General features: G+C 73.9%; 9 protein-coding genes. 1 reads left to right on the top strand and 8 read right to left on the bottom strand.

The genetic code is table 11. The features are described 5' to 3' along the window. The 3 genes from ACH41F_RS23885 to ACH41F_RS23875 form a co-directional block, all read right to left on the bottom strand. On the bottom strand, nt 1–756 hold the full coding sequence (locus ACH41F_RS23885) for a glycosyltransferase (RefSeq protein ID WP_391236342.1): 756 nt from the start codon (nt 754–756) through the stop codon (nt 1–3). Nucleotides 757–797: 41 nt separating this feature from the next. Continuing rightward, entirely contained in the window at nt 798–2,048 is a 1,251-nt protein-coding gene (locus tag ACH41F_RS23880) for a glycosyltransferase 87 family protein (protein ID WP_391236339.1), read from the bottom strand. A gap of 135 nt (nt 2,049–2,183) precedes the next feature. Then, on the bottom strand, nt 2,184–2,645 hold the full coding sequence (locus tag ACH41F_RS23875) for a MarR family transcriptional regulator (protein WP_391236335.1): 462 nt from the start codon (nt 2,643–2,645) through the stop codon (nt 2,184–2,186). Between the two features lie 135 nt (nt 2,646–2,780). Between ACH41F_RS23875 and ACH41F_RS23870 the strand changes: the two genes are divergently transcribed. Then, nucleotides 2,781–3,194 (top strand): Ohr family peroxiredoxin, encoded by a 414-nt coding sequence (locus ACH41F_RS23870; protein ID WP_391236332.1) that lies wholly within the window; start codon nt 2,781–2,783, stop codon nt 3,192–3,194. Between the two features lie 231 nt (nt 3,195–3,425). Here ACH41F_RS23870 and ACH41F_RS23865 read toward each other — a convergent pair whose 3' ends face one another. The 5 genes from ACH41F_RS23865 to ACH41F_RS23845 form a co-directional block, all read right to left on the bottom strand. Further along, complete coding sequence (locus tag ACH41F_RS23865; RefSeq protein WP_398837425.1) at nt 3,426–5,687, bottom strand: CDP-glycerol glycerophosphotransferase family protein; 2,262 nt, start codon at nt 5,685–5,687, stop codon at nt 3,426–3,428. Nucleotides 5,688–5,846: 159 nt separating this feature from the next. Next, nucleotides 5,847–6,728, bottom strand: coding sequence for an ABC transporter permease subunit (locus ACH41F_RS23860; protein ID WP_391236326.1), 882 nt, complete (start codon nt 6,726–6,728; stop codon nt 5,847–5,849). Continuing rightward, complete coding sequence (locus ACH41F_RS23855; protein ID WP_398837423.1) at nt 6,725–8,077, bottom strand: carbohydrate ABC transporter permease; 1,353 nt, start codon at nt 8,075–8,077, stop codon at nt 6,725–6,727. Before ACH41F_RS23855 ends, ACH41F_RS23860 begins: the two co-directional genes overlap by 4 nt. 4 nt (nt 8,078–8,081) lie before the next feature. Continuing rightward, the gene (locus tag ACH41F_RS23850) at nt 8,082–9,422 is read right to left on the bottom strand and encodes an extracellular solute-binding protein (RefSeq protein WP_391366141.1); all 1,341 of its coding nucleotides are present in this window, start codon (nt 9,420–9,422) and stop codon (nt 8,082–8,084) included. A gap of 190 nt (nt 9,423–9,612) precedes the next feature. Next, nucleotides 9,613–13,764 (bottom strand): FHA domain-containing protein, encoded by a 4,152-nt coding sequence (locus ACH41F_RS23845; RefSeq protein WP_398837450.1) that lies wholly within the window; start codon nt 13,762–13,764, stop codon nt 9,613–9,615. Between the last annotated feature and the right edge of the window lie 257 nt (nt 13,765–14,021).

Below are 14,021 nucleotides of genomic sequence, written 5' to 3'. Positions count from 1 at the left end.
TCAGTGAATCAGGCGCCGGAGACCGTCACGGACCATCGCGACGACTCCCCGTGAGTATGCCGCTACGGCAGGTGGCGCCGCGGGGCCGTGTCCCGCGCGTATCGCCTGCGCCAGCTCCTCGCGCCCGGCGGCCAGCAGGATCTCGTGTGCCAGCCGGTAGGCCTCCCGGAGGGCCGGTGCGTCGGGGTGCGTCGGGGCGTGCGGGACGTACACGCGCGCCGGTACGAGCGCGATGCGTGGGCACGCGGCGAGCACGCGCGCGTGGAAGACGACGTCCTCGTGCGCGAAGCGGCCCTCGGGGAAGCGGATGCCATGTTCGTGCAGGAAGGCGGTGCGGTAGAGCTTGCTGCCGCCGGCGGTGTCGTGGACCAGGAGTGGGCGTTGGGCGCGCTGCGCGCACAACCCGCTCGCGACCTCCGCGCGCGCCTCGACCAGCGCCTCCAGTGCCCCGGGCAGCAGGACGTCACCGCCGTCCTGGAACATCACGTACGGCGCCGTCACGTGGTCGAGCCCGGTGTTGCGCGGGCTTCCGCGGCCGCCGCTGTGCACCCGGCGGCGGAGCACGCGCACGCGTGGGTCGACGCGGGCGAGACGGACCAGCCGCTCCCCGCTGCCGTCCGTGGAGCAGTCGTCCACGACCAGGACCTCGCGCACGACGGCACCCTGGGCGAGCGCGGAGCGCACGGTCTCCCTCACGCGCGGGGCGTTGTCGTACCCGGTCACGACGACGCAGACCTCGGGGGCACGGGAATCCATGGGGGTGTTCCGGAATCGTGGGACGGGGGGCCGGACGCCGGTCAGGGGGCCGCCGGCGTCCGGTCCGGAAGACGGGGGGAGGCCTCGCCGGGTTCACTCGGGGACGACGGTTCCGCCGCGGCCCGGGTGGCGCGCCACAGGCGGCGGAAGGACAGTGTGGCGGCCGCGGCGAGCAGGCCGTTGCGTACGACCATCAGCGCGCAGCCTGTCCAGGTGGCGGCCTCGACCTCGCCGTACAGGACCGGGTACACGACCGCGCTCACTGCCGTCGCCGCCAGGATCAGCGCGGCCACGGGGCGCTGTGTGGTGTGCCGCGAGGTCAGGCAGACGGCCGCCAGACCCAGCAGCCAGATCATGTACTGCGGGCTGATCACCCGGCTGGTGACGGTGAAGAGCAGGACGGCGGCCAGCGCGGCGTCGTACGGCGTCGCCGCGCTCCAGCGCCGGGCCCGCACCCGCCACAGCAGGAGCAGCGCGAGGGCGGCGGCGGTGGCCGCGAGGCAGGCACCGGCGACCAGCGAGACGTACGGGCCGGTGTACTCCATGGCGCCGTACCGGTAGCGCACCACGCCCGGCCACCCGGCGTGCGTGGCGAGACCGAGTGCCGTGCCGCCGAAGGACTCGATCTGCACGCCCCGGCCGCCCTGCTGGCTCAGGAAGGCCAGGGGATGGGCGAACAGCACGGCGAGGACGGTGAGCGCCACGGCACCCGTCACCGTCGCCCACGTCCACGCCGACCGGGTCGCGCGCCCCCTCGGCACGCCGACCAGGACCAGGGCCGGCCACACCTTCACCAAGGCGCCCAGCGCCGCGAACGCGCCGCACGCACGCGTGGAGCGCTGCGACGCCAGCAGGGCGATGACGGCCAGGGCGGTGGCCTGCACGTCGTAGCGGGCGAGCGGGACGTGCAGGAGGAGCGGGAGGCCGCCCGTCCACAGGGCCGCGCCGCGCAGGCTGCGGCCCGGGCGGGTGCCCGCGCGGGACAGCGCGACCGTGATCGCCGCGTCGGAGGCCAGGGCGAGGGCGACGAAGGCCTGGAAGTACGTCAGGCCCGGCAGCAGTCCGGGCGACAGCAGGACCGGGCCCGCGCCCGGGGGGTACTGCCACAGCGTGTCGTGCGCCGGGAAGGCGCCGCGCGCCAGCACGTCGTACCAGTGCTGGTACACCCACCACACCTCACGGCCGACCCCTCCGCCGCCCAGCAGGGGCGAGGTGCCGTGGGCGAGCAGCCACAGCATCAGGGCGCGGGTGGCGAGCCAAGTGGCGGCGAGGGCGGGGAGGTGACGGTTCATCACGGCGGATCGTAAGCCGGATTAATGGCCTATGCGTGGACATAGGGCGCCTATCCGGATATCCCGGCCCGCTTTCTGGCGGCACCGGGCTCACGCCGCCCGGTCCCGGGCTCGGGCTCGCGCCCGCCGCTCGCGCTACTCCTCCAGCTGGGCCGAGTCCAGTGCCGTGGTCAGCTCGTCCAGCTTGGTGCGCAGTTCGCGGATCTCGTCCACGTCGAAGCCGGTCGCGGCGGCGATCCGGCGCGGCACCTCCAGCGCGCGCTCGCGCAGCGCGTCGCCCTCCCCGGTGAGCCGAACCTCCACGGAGCGCTCGTCGCGGGCGCTGCGCTCGCGGCGGACCAGGCCGGCCGACTCCAGGCGCTTGAGCAGCGGGGAGAGTGTGCCGGAGTCCAGGCGCAGGTGTTCGCCGAGCTTCTTGACGGGCAGGTCGCCGTGCTCCCACAGCACCAGCATCACCAGGTACTGCGGGTAGGTGAGGCCGAGGTCCTTGAGGATCACGCGGTACACGCCGCCGAAGGCGCGCGAGGCGGCGTTCAGGGAGAAGCAGATCTGCTGATCCAGGCGGAGCCAGTCGGTGGCGGGTGCAGGCGTGGTCATGTCTCCAGAGTAGCGCTTGTTCGTCATTTAGTTGTGCACAACTGAATTGTGTGCTCTACTTGTCGTCGTGAGCGGCCCGGACCGAAGGGAACGGGCCGACCGCAACCGTTGACTCTTCTGAGAGGGATGGACCCCATGAGCGCGCTCTACACCGCTGTCGCCACCGCCACCCACGGCCGCGACGGTCGTGCCGTCAGCAACGACGGCCAGATCGACCTCCAGCTGGCCCCGCCGGCCGCGCTGGGCGGCAACGGTCAGGGCACCAACCCCGAGCAGCTCTTCGCCGCCGGTTACGCCGCCTGCTTCGGCAGCGCCCTCGGTCTGGTGGGCCGCCAGGCCAAGGTCGACGTGAGCGACGCCTCGGTGACCGGCGAGGTCAGCATCCACAAGCAGGGCGAGGGCTTCGGCCTCTCCGTCGTGCTCCGTGTCGAGCTGCCCGACACCGTGGACGAGGCGACGGGCCGCAAGCTCGTCGAGGCCGCCCACCAGGTCTGCCCCTACTCCAACGCCACCCGCGGCAACATAGACGTCGAGCTCGTCATCGAGTAGTCACCGGCCCGGACCCGGCGACGCTCTCCACGGCCGCCCGCACCCCTGCGGGCGGCCGTTCGTCGTCCGCGCGGGCAGCCGCCCCTGGCCGGGCACCAGATGCCGTACGCCCCGCCCGCCTCAGACGCGCGTCCCGCCGGGGCGGCCGGACGGGCGCCAGGTGTGCGGTCGGGTCGGGGTGGGGCCCGAGGTGTTGGAGGGCATGTGAACTCCCCTGGGTGCGAACGGCGTTCAGACGGTTTCGGTGACGACCGCGGGTGACGCCGGGCGCGGCACGAGAGCCGGTGGCTGCTCCTCCAGGGCCGCCGCCGCGGACGGCACCGGGAAGCGCTCGCCCGGCGGCAGGAACGGCACCGGGTCGCTCTCGCCCAGCACCACCCGCCGCACCACCCGCTCGGCGGCGCGGCCGTCGTCCCAGGGGCAGAACCGCTCGCGGAACGCCGAGCGCAGCTGGGTGGAGCGGGAGCCGCGCCAGTGGCCGGTGGCGAAGATGTCGGTCAGCTCGTCCTCGCTGCGCGCCATCGCGCCCGGCGGGAAGGCGCGCAGGTCGAAGTAGGTGCCGCGCGCCGCCTCGAACGCCTCCCGGTCATCCGCGTGGATCACGATCGGGCGGTCCAGGCCCGCGTAGTCGAACATCAGGGACGAGTAGTCCGTCACCAGGGCGTCCGAGGCCAGGCACAGGGACTCCACGCTCGGGTGGTCGCTGACGTCGATGACCCGCTCGCCGCTCGTCCAGAGCGGGCCGCCGTGCCGGTGATGGGCACGGGCCAGGACGACGAAGCCGGGGCCCAGGCGGCGCGTGACGCGGTCCAGGTCGAGGGCGGGGCGCTGGGTGCGGCGGTAGTCGCGGTGGGTCGGCGCATACAGGATCGCCACCGTGCCCCGCGGGATGCCGAGTGACTCGCGCAGCCGTTGCACGTCCTGCGAAGTCGCCTGCTGGAACACGTCGTTGCGCGGAGAGCCGTATTCCAGCGTGGTGTACGAGCCCGGGTAGACGCGCTCCCAGGTCAGGGTGGAGTGGCGGTTGGCGGACAGCACGTAGTCCCAGGTGTCGACGTCCGCCAGGAGGGCGCCGAAGTCCATCTCGCGGGCGGCCGCGGGGCGTTCCTGGAGGTCCAGGCCCATGTGCTTGAGGGGGGTGCCGTGCTGGGTCTGGACGACGACCTGGCCCGGCCGCTTGACCAGCCGACGGTCGAAGGGGACGTTGTTGACCAGGTACTTGGAGCGGGCCAGCGCCGTCCAGTAGGCGGCCGAACCGGGACGCACCCGGCGGGTGGCGGTCGGGATCGTGTGGTGGTGCTCGGCGCCGGCGATCCACGCCGTGCGAAGGTGCGGGGCGTAGGTGCGGAACGCCTCCTCCAGCGCGCCCGGGTTGCAGCCGTGGCCGCGGTAGCCGTAGGCGGCGAAGACGGCGTGGTCCTCGCGCAGGGGCAGGCGCAGCTGGACGCGGTAGTGCAGCCGGAGGGCCACCGAGCGCAGGGCCCGGGCGAGGCGGGTCGTGCGGCGGGCGGTGCGCCGGCCCAGCCTCTTGGCCGACTCCAGGGTCCGGTAGGTGCGGTGCAGGCCCAGGCGGACCAGGGTGTGGCGGAGCCGGGCGCGGAGCGGGACGGGGTGGCCCGGGACGCGGTAACGGCGGTAGTGGGCGCGGGCCTTGAGCAGGAACTCGGCACGCACACCGCGTGGCAGGCGATGCCGCTCGGTGAACACCGTCGACAGGTGGTCGACCATGCCGCGGAACAACGCCGGTCGCCAGCACGCGAGTTCGGGGTACTGGTCGACGTAGGCGAAGACCCGGTCGTACTGGTCGAAGACGTCGAAGTGGTGGCGGTCGGCGGTGCCGGGGACGCTGCCCCGGCGGCGCGTGCGGTGGTGGACGCAGACCCGGTCCAGGGTCGCGAGGGTCTCGGCGCTCATCAGGGCCGGGTACGTCCAGGGCGTGTCCTCGTACCGGCCCGGCGGGAAGGAGAACCGCGCCCGCTCCACGAACTCCCGCCGGTACGCCTTGTTCCAGGCCGCCGCGCACACCCGCAGCAGCCCCGGCCGGTCCTCCAGGCGGAAGGGTGCCGGGCCCTGCTCGGTGAGCTGGGTGGCGAGACCGTCGCGGACCGCCTCGCCCGTCCAGTCGGTCAGCGCGTGGTCGTAGACCAGCACGTCCGGGTCGCCGGTCTCCTTCAGCCGGTCGGCGATCGCCCGGAGCGCGTCCGGGGCGAGGGTGTCGTCGCCGTCGAGGAAGACCAGGTAGTCCCCGGTCGCCACCGCGAGGCCGGCGTTGCGCGCGCCGCCCCGGCCCCGGTTCTCGGCCAGGTGCACCGGCCTGACCCGCGGGTCACGCGCGGCGAACTCGTCGATGATCGCCCCGCAGGCGTCCGGCGAGCAGTCGTCGACGGCGATCAGCTCCAGATCCGCGTGCGACTGCGAGAGCGCCGAGTCCAGGCACGCGTGCAGATACGCCTGAACCTCGTATGCGGGGACGATGACACTGAACCTGGGCAAGGCACATCCAAGAGTCGGTGAGTCGACGCGGGCGTTCGGCCCGGGAACTGCCCGCGGGGCGCGTTGGTTACGTGATGTGCTGCATACGGGGGATTCTCGGCGCATGACGAAGGGGCGGGCCGGTGTCGGCCCACCCCTTCAACCGGACTGTGGCAGGGGCTACTTGACCGCCCCCGCCATCACCCCGGACACGAACTGCCGCTGGAACGCGAAGAACACGGCCAGCGGGATCACCATCGAGATGAAGGCACCGGTCGCCAGGATCTCGATGTTGCTGCCGAACTGCCGTACCTGCTGCTGGAGGGCGACCGTCAGCGGCTGGGACTCGGAGTCCGAGAAGACCAGCGCCACCAGCATGTCGTTCCACACCCACAGGAACTGGAAGATGCCCAGCGAGGCCAGTGCGGGCGCCGCCAGCGGCATCACCACCGTCAGGAACAGCCGGGCCTCGCCCGCCCCGTCCAGCCGCGCCGCCTCCAGGAGTTCACGGGGGATCTCCGCGAAGAAGTTGCGCAACAGGAAGATCGCGAACGGCAGTCCGAAGGCGACGTGGAAGAGGATGACCGCGATGATGTCACCGAAGATCCCGATGTCCCGGAAGAGGAAGGTCAGCGGGATCAGCGCGATCTGCACCGGCACCACCAGCAGCCCCACCACGACCATGAACCACGTGTCGCGGCCCTTGAACTCCATCCACGCGAACGCGTAACCCGCCATCGCGCCGATGATCACCACCAGCAGGGTCGCGGGCACCGTGATCCAGACGGTGTTGAACAGGGAGTCGGTGATCGCGCTGTTCTTCAGGATCGTCTCGTAGCTGTTCGCGGTCAGCTGGCCCGGCGAGCCGAACACCTTCCACCAGCCCGAGGTGGCGATGTCGGTCGGGTCCCGGAACGACGAGACCAGCAGCCCGAAGGTCGGCACCAGCCACACCAGCGCCACGATGATCAGGAAGACCCGCATCACCCCGCCGGCCGCCCCGCTCGCCACCCGGGAGGCCAGCGAGCGCTTCGCGCGCGGGGACGTGTCGAGAGCGGTCACCGCTCACGCTCCTTCCGCAGCCGACGGAGATTGACCCACATCACCGGCACCACCAGCAGCAGCAACAGGACGCCGATCGCACTGCCGATGCCGTAGCTGGCGCCCCCGCCGAACGAGGACTGGAACAGCTGGAGCGCCAGCACGTTGGCGTCGTCCTGGCTGGGCTGCGGCGCGATGATGTAGACCAGGTCGAAGATCTTCATCACGTTGATCATCAGCGTGACGAGGACGACCACCAGGACCGGCGCCAGCATGGGCACGGTGATCTTCCGGAACACCTGCCACTCGTTGGCGCCGTCGACCCGCGCCGCCTCCAGCAGGTTGCGGTCCACTCCCGCGAGTCCGGCCGCGATCAGGATCATCGCGAACCCCGCCCACATCCACACGTACGCCCCGATGATCGCCGGTGTGATCAGGGTCGGGCCGAGCCAGTCGATGCCGTTGTAGGGCGCCGCGAAGTTCGAGCCGGGCAGCCGGAGTTGGGCGCCGTCCGCCTCGCCGGGCAGGCTGAAGGTGCCGTCGGCGCCGCTCCGGGTGGAGGCGACCACCTCGCCGCCCTTCACAGCCTCGATCTTGACGCCCTCCAGCGCCTTCTCACCGGCGTCGATCTGCCCCTTGGTGCCGCCGCCGCCCAGCTTGAAGTCCAGCCAGACCGTGCCGGTGACGCCGTCCTTGGTGGGCGCCTTGGCGTCCTCGGGGCTGCCGGGCAGCTTGGTGGGCGCGATGCCGACGAGCGGGAGCAGCGCGGGCGTGCCCGCGCGCACGGTGCCCGTCGAGGTGAACGAGCCGCCGCCGGAGGCCTTGAGGTCGCTGACCGCGGCGTTCGGCCGGGCCTTGGGGAAGACCGAGGAGTCCACGAAGGTGTCGTGCACGCTCGTCACCACCGCATTGGCGACGCCCTGGTCGGGGTCGGCCGAGTACACCAGCCGGAAGATGATGCCCGCGGCCAGCATGGAGATCGCCATCGGCATGAAGACGATCAGCTTGAACGCCGTTCCCCAGCGCACCCGTTCGGTCAGCACCGCGAACATCAGACCGAGCGCGGTGACCACGGCCGGGGCGACCGCGACCCAGATCGCGGTGTTCTTGACCGCGGTCAGAGTGGCGTCGTTGCTGAAGATGTCACCGTAGTTGTCCAGCCCGACGAAACCGGAGCCGTCGGCGTCGTACAGGCTGCGCCAGACCGACCAGCCGATCGGATAGACCACGAGCGCGCCGAGGAGCACCAGCGCGGGCAGCAGGAACAGCACCGCCACCCACAGCCGGGTCCCCGTCACGCTCTTGCGCGGAGGCACGGAGGGCGTCGGCATGGCACCGGCGCCCTCCGTCGTGTTCGCCACGGAGGCCATCGCGTCAGCGGGCGCCGTACGCCTTGGCGGCGTCGGCCTCCAACTTCCGCTGGGCGCCCGCGACATCACTCGGGTCGGCCAGGAAGTCCTGAAGGTCCTTCCACTCACCGGTGCCCTGCGTGCCGCCGAACGCCGCCGGCGCCTGGTCGGACATGTCGAACCGGAAGTCGTCGCCCGCGTCGATCAGGGCCTTGGCGATCTGCCGGGTCACGTCGTCCTTGTACGTGTCCTGGTCCATCTCCTTGTTGGGGGAGAGGATGCCGCCCTGGGCCGCCCAGACCTCGGCCGCGTCGGTCGAGGCGAGGAAGGTCAGCAGCGCCTGGGCGCCCTTGCTCTCCTTCAGCGCCACGGCCACGTCACCGCCGCTGACCACGGGGGAGTCGGAGCCGACCGCCGGGAACGGGAAGACCTTGGCGTCCGTGCCCACCTTCGCCTTGGTGTCGGCGTTGATGTTCGCCGTGACGAAGTCGCCCTCGAAGACCATCGCGGCCGGGGTGTCACCGGTGAAGGTCTGGGTGACCGACTTCGGGAACTCCGTGTCCAGCGCGCCCTTGCGGCCGCCCGCCAGCAGGTCGTCCTTGCCCCACAGCTCGGCGAGCGTGGTCAGGGCCTGCTTGACCGAGGGGTCCGTCCACTTGATCTCGTGCTTGGCCAGCTGGTCGTACTTCTCCGGACCCGCCTGGGACAGATAGACGTTCTCGAACCAGTCGGTGAGCGTCCAGCCGTCCGCGCCGCCGACGGACACGGCGGGGGAACCGGCGTCGGACAGCGTCTGCGCGGTGGTGACGAACTCCTTCCACGTCTTCGGTGTCTCCGTGATCCCGGCCGCCTCGAAAGCCGCGGTGTTGTACCAGATCAGCGACTTGTTGGCGGCCTTCGCGTAGACGCCGTACTGCTGGCCCTCGTACGCGCCGAGGTCCCGCCACCCTTGCGAGAAGTTCTTGTCCAACTGGGCCTTGGCCTCGGTGCCGAGGGGCTTGAGCCACTTCTTCTGCGCGAACTGGTGCAACACGCCGACCTGCGGCAGGAACGCCACGTCCGGCGGCTGCCCGCCCTCGATCTTGGCGGCGAGGAAGGTGGAGGTGTTGTTGCCGGTCGGCACGAACTTGACCTTCGCGCCGGTGCGCTTGGTGAACTCGTCGAGGACCTTGGTGAAGTTCTCCTGTTCGGCTCCGGTCCAGACCGCCGCGACCTCCAGGGTCTGGCCGTCCAGCTTGGGGAGGGTGACGGAGGTGCCGCCGGTCTCGGTGTTGCCACCGCCGCCGTCCCCGCCGTCGTCGTCATCGCCGCCGCACGCGGTGAGCACGAGGGCTCCCGCGAGGAGGCCGGCCGTCGCGGTGGCCATACGTGCCCGGTAGGTGCTCCTGCTGCGCATCACACTGCCCCGTTCTTCGTTCCTCATCGAACGTCGAGCGTCCCGTGGGCTCTGGTCTACGCCGGGGGCATGGGGTCGGCAAGACCGCGTGCGGTGTCAACCGGAAGATCGTGACCCCGTCGTAACGGGACAGCCCTCGTTCGGGGGAGGAGGACGCGACCTACAGCAGAGACGGCACCTCGGTCGCCGCGACCTCCCGCGCCGCCCGCTCCAGGGCACTCGCCAGCAGCGCCAGGTCCGTCGGTCCGTTGCCCAGCTCCCGCACCGGGCGGCGGGCCGGCGGATCGCCCATACGGTGCCAGTCCAGGGCGACCACCGTGGGACGCAGGGTCGCGGTGCGCGGGATGCGGCCCGTCACCCGGCCGCCCTGGAAGGCGGTCGTACGGCCGTCCGCCCAGGTCAGCCGGCCACGGCCGGGCGCCGGTTCGTCCGGCCCCGGGGCCGGGGCGTCCAGCGTGACCCGCAGCGCCGCCCGGCGGGCCGCCTCCGACTCCGCCGTACGGCCACCGGAGGCCGCCGCGGCCACCAGATGGACGCCGAGCCGCTCGCCCTCCCGGGCCACCGCCTCCAGCGCGCGCATCACCGAGCCCGCCGACGGCCGGCCGGGCGAGCCCAGGGCGGGGGAGACCAGGGCGTCCAGGTCGTCGACGACCACCACAAGCCGGGGCAGCGGTGGAGCCGGCTCCGCCTGCCGACGGGCCGCTGCGGGCCGCAGCCGGATCGTGGAACTGGGCGGCGTCTCCAGGTCCCCGGCCCCGCCGGAGGCTCCCCGCTGCGCGACCATACGGCCCGACAGCTCCCGCCCGGTGTGCCACTCGGCGAAGTCGGAACGGCCCAGAAGCTCCCCGCGCCGCTTCAGCTCGGCGCTCAGCGACTGGGCGAACTCCCGCATCCGCACCGGGTCGTTGGCGGTCAGATGGGTCGTGACATGCGGTACGTCCGTACAGACCCGCAGCCCCTCGCCCTGGCCGCCGGACCCCGCGCCCACGCTGTCCCGGCCGTCCATCAGCACGATGCTCAGCCGGTCGGGCCGCTCGGCAGCGGCCAGCGAGGCGACCACCGCCCGCAGCAGTTCCGTACGGCCACTGCCCGCCGGGCCCTCGATCAGCAGATGCGGGCCGTCCGCGACGAGGTCCGCGCAGACCGGCCCGCGCGGCCCCGCCCCGAGCACCGCCCAGGCCCGGCCGCCGAGGGCCTCCGTGTCGTCCGCCGCGTCCGCCCAGCGCGTCATCAGCGATGCCGGGGTGGCCCGCGCCAGCCCCAACTCGTCCAGCAGCCGCGCCATCTGGGGCAGCGGCGCCGACACCCGCGGCTGCCGCTCGCCCCCGGCGCCGTCCGTACGCAGCGGCGCCAGCGCCCGCGCGAACCGCTCCGCCCAGGCGGGGGAGACGGCGTCCACCGCGGCGACCGTGCCGTGACCGACCGGGCCGGTGGTGTGCGCGCGGGGCGGCGCCGAGTGGCCACCGGGAGTCTCGGCGGCCGGACGGCGGCGGTCACCGGCGTCGGGCACCAGGGTGCTGTCGGTGCCGTGGACCCCGCTCCGCGCCACCCGCATCAGCCGCAACGCCGTCGCCACGTCCCCGCTGAGCAGCGCGACCGCGCCGCACTCCCGGAACGTCGGGGCGGCCGCGCACGCCGCCTCATAGGTCTCCGTCACCGGCGACGCCGGCGAGGCCGGCGGCGACTCAGCGAGACACACCACGTGGATCCCGGCCCGCGGCCCCTCCAGCGCCAGCCGCGCCACGGCCTCGCGGACACCGGCGCCACCGGGGTCGCCGTCCACGAGCAGGACGGTGTACGGCCCGTCGAAGCCGGGCGCCGCGGCGTCGTCGTGAGCCCAGGACGGCCGCCGGGGCGTGCCCGGCGTCCCACCGGTCGTCGGCTGCGGTGTCTCCTCCAGCCGCCGCAGGAGCTCGTCCGTGCGGGCCGTGGCCTGCTCCCGGTCGTAGGCGAGCAGCAGCCGGCAGTCCTGGCCGTGGCCCGGGCGCAGATGCGGCAGCCAGCCCAGCCAGGACCACTCGGCGGTGCGTTCCTGAAGCGGGCGCGCGCGGTCCGCGCTGAGCAGGACGATCTCCAGGGTGTCGGGGGAGTGCAGGGCGGCGAGCTGGGCCACCACCGCGCGGGCCAGCCCCGCCAGCCGCGCGCGCGGGCCCGCCAGGCCCAGCGCCCCCACCTCCCGCAGATCGGCGGTCACCGGTACCGCGGGCAGCAGACCCGAGCCGTCGGGGGCCGCCCGGTCGGCCGTGCCGAGCCGCACCGTGAGCGCCTCGGGGTGGTCCGGGCCGCGCTCCCAGAGCCGGGGGCCGGGGCCCAAGGCCGTCAGCAGCAGCGCCGCCGGGTCCGGCCAGGTCTCCGGCTGCTGGGGCGCGGGGGAGGCGGGCGCCGGCGTCGGCCGCGGTGCCTCCTCGTCGTAGGCCTCGCTCTCGGCGGCCTGGCTCGGCTCGCCCCGGTTGCCGGTGAGCCTGCGGGCCCACGCGCCGAGCCCACCGCGCTTGCGGGCGCCCTGCGGTACGTCGGTGCCCCGCGGCGGGGTGCCCGTGCGGCGGCTGCCCGCCTCGGGGTCGGTGGCACGCGCGTGCTCGTCGGTGGCGGCGGGACCGCCGGGGGAGGGAGTGGCGTGGGCGGCGTGCTCACCGGGTGCCGGGGTGCCCGCGGGGGCGGGGGTCCTCGGGGCCGCGGTGCCGGAGTCGTGGGCCGGTGCCGCCGGGCCACCGAGGGGGCGGCCCGGGGCGGCGCCTCCCGGATGGCCGCCGGGGGTTGTCGAGCCGCCGAGGGGCCGGTTCGTGGTGGTCGCGTCACCCGAGTGGGCCCGGGGGCCTGTCGAGCCGTCGAGGGGTCGGTCGGGTGCCGCGCCGGCCGGGTGGCCGCCGGGGGTCGTCGAGGTGCCGGAGGGACGGTTCGTGGTGGCTGCGTCACCCGGATGGCCGCCCGGACCCGTTGTTTTGCCGAGAGGCCGGTTCGCGGTGGTCGCGTCACCCGAGTGGGCTCGGGGTCCTGTCCGGCCGCCGGGGTCTGTTGAGGTGCCGGAAGGTCGGTTCGCGGTGGCCGCATCACCCGCCCGAGGCCCTGCCGAGCCGCCGAGCGGTCGGTCCGGTGCCGCGCCTCCCGGCTGGCCGCCGGGGCCGGTCGCGTCCCCGAGGGGGCGGTTCGTCGTGGCGGCGTCACCCGAATGGGCCCGAGGTCCTGCCGAGCCGCCGAGGGGTTGGTCGGGCGCCGCGCCCCCCGGCTGGCCGCCGAGCGGTCGGTTCGTCGTGGCCGCGTCACCCGAATGGGCCCGGGGTCCCGTCAAACCGCCGAGCAGTCCGTCCGGTGCCGCGCCTTTCCGCTGGCCCTCGGTGCCCATCGGGGCGCCCCCGGTGGAGCCCGTCGCTCCGAGTCGCCCCGCGTGGGTCTCGCCGCCGTCACCCGCGTACGTGCCCCCGGAGACCACTCCCGGGGCCCCGGCGACGCCGGAGACCCGCCGGCGGGAGACTGCACCCCGTGCCTCGTACGGCCGTGCCCCCCTGCTCTCGATGCGGGGCGCCTGGCCCTGTTCCGGGACGGCCGGCTGCCGGCGTGCCGGGGGCAGGTCCGCCGTGCCGTACGCGTGGCGGGTCGGTCCGAGAGGGCCTCCGGGAGGAGTGGCGTCGGTCCGCGCCGGGGCCGTCACGCGCACGTGGCCCTCGCCGTCCGGGGCCGTGGGCATGCGGGTGCCGGGGCCGCCGGCCGGGGCCAGCCGGAGGGCGGACTCGCCGATGCGGAGCAGCGCGCCCGGGGGGAAGCGGACCGGGCGGGGGCCCACGCGCGTGCCGTCCAGCACCGTGCCGTTGGTGGAGTCGAGGTCGGCGACCGAGACCCGGCCGTCGGCGCCGACGGTGACCGCGCAGTGCAGCCGGGAGACGTCCGGGTCGTCGAGCGGGACGTCGGCGTCGGCGGAGCGGCCGATCTCGATACGGCCGCCGTGCAGCAGATGGACCCCGCCCGCGTCCGGGCCCGCGACCACGTCGAGGCGGGTGGGCGCGTCGTCCACCTCGGGGTGCGGCTCGGGGTCTGTGGGGGCGCCGAGGGCGAGCACGGCGCCGTCGGTCAGCGGGGGCTCGCCGAGGGTGCAGCGCTGGGCGTCGAGCCGCTCCGCGCCGACGTACAGCGCGGGCTGGCCGCTCCCGCCGGTGGGCGCGCCGTCTCCGGTGACCGCCGAGGCCAGCGCGGACGTGATCGCCGCGAGGGCCGTCCCGGCGGGCGCCGTGACCAGCACGTCGCAGCTCGGGGCACGGCCGGGGGCCGCCTCCGCGGACGGGGCCAGCGGGTCTACGACGGTCAGCCGGATCTGCATCGCCGTCAGCGGTCCCTTCTGCGCGGGCGCCCGCACGACGGGGACGAAGCCGCCCCACGGTCCCCCACACCGCGGACTTCCCCCACCGCCACACGAGCACATCGGCCAGTACTGGAGGCATCCTCGCACCTGCCACTGACACTCTGCCCACGTCCCGGCATCAAGTGATCTTGATTGGTCAGCTCTGCCCCTAAAAGTGCCTGACCGGTGCGGTGCCGGTGATCACTTGAGATCGGTCACGTCCAGGGGTGGCAACC

This window comes from Streptomyces sp. NPDC020489 (genome assembly GCF_044386545.1).
GTDB lineage: Bacteria > Actinomycetota > Actinomycetes > Streptomycetales > Streptomycetaceae > Streptomyces.
Note: the sequence above shows the minus strand (reverse complement) of the source record. Positions and strands in the feature narration are given on the sequence as shown.

Bases quoted from the DNA above. Each gene is read 5' to 3' on its own strand.
- ACH41F_RS23845 (WP_398837450.1), bottom strand. From the start codon at position 13,764: ATGCAGATCCGGCTGACCGTCGTAGACCCGCTGGCCCCGTCCGCGGAG.
- ACH41F_RS23850 (WP_391366141.1), bottom strand. From the start codon at position 9,422: ATGGCCACCGCGACGGCCGGCCTCCTCGCGGGAGCCCTCGTGCTCACC.
- ACH41F_RS23885 (WP_391236342.1), bottom strand. From the start codon at position 756: ATGGATTCCCGTGCCCCCGAGGTCTGCGTCGTCGTGACCGGGTACGAC.
- ACH41F_RS23870 (WP_391236332.1), top strand. From the start codon at position 2,781: ATGAGCGCGCTCTACACCGCTGTCGCCACCGCCACCCACGGCCGCGAC.
- ACH41F_RS23875 (WP_391236335.1), bottom strand. From the start codon at position 2,645: ATGACCACGCCTGCACCCGCCACCGACTGGCTCCGCCTGGATCAGCAG.
- ACH41F_RS23855 (WP_398837423.1), bottom strand. From the start codon at position 8,077: ATGGCCTCCGTGGCGAACACGACGGAGGGCGCCGGTGCCATGCCGACG.
- ACH41F_RS23880 (WP_391236339.1), bottom strand. From the start codon at position 2,048: ATGAACCGTCACCTCCCCGCCCTCGCCGCCACTTGGCTCGCCACCCGC.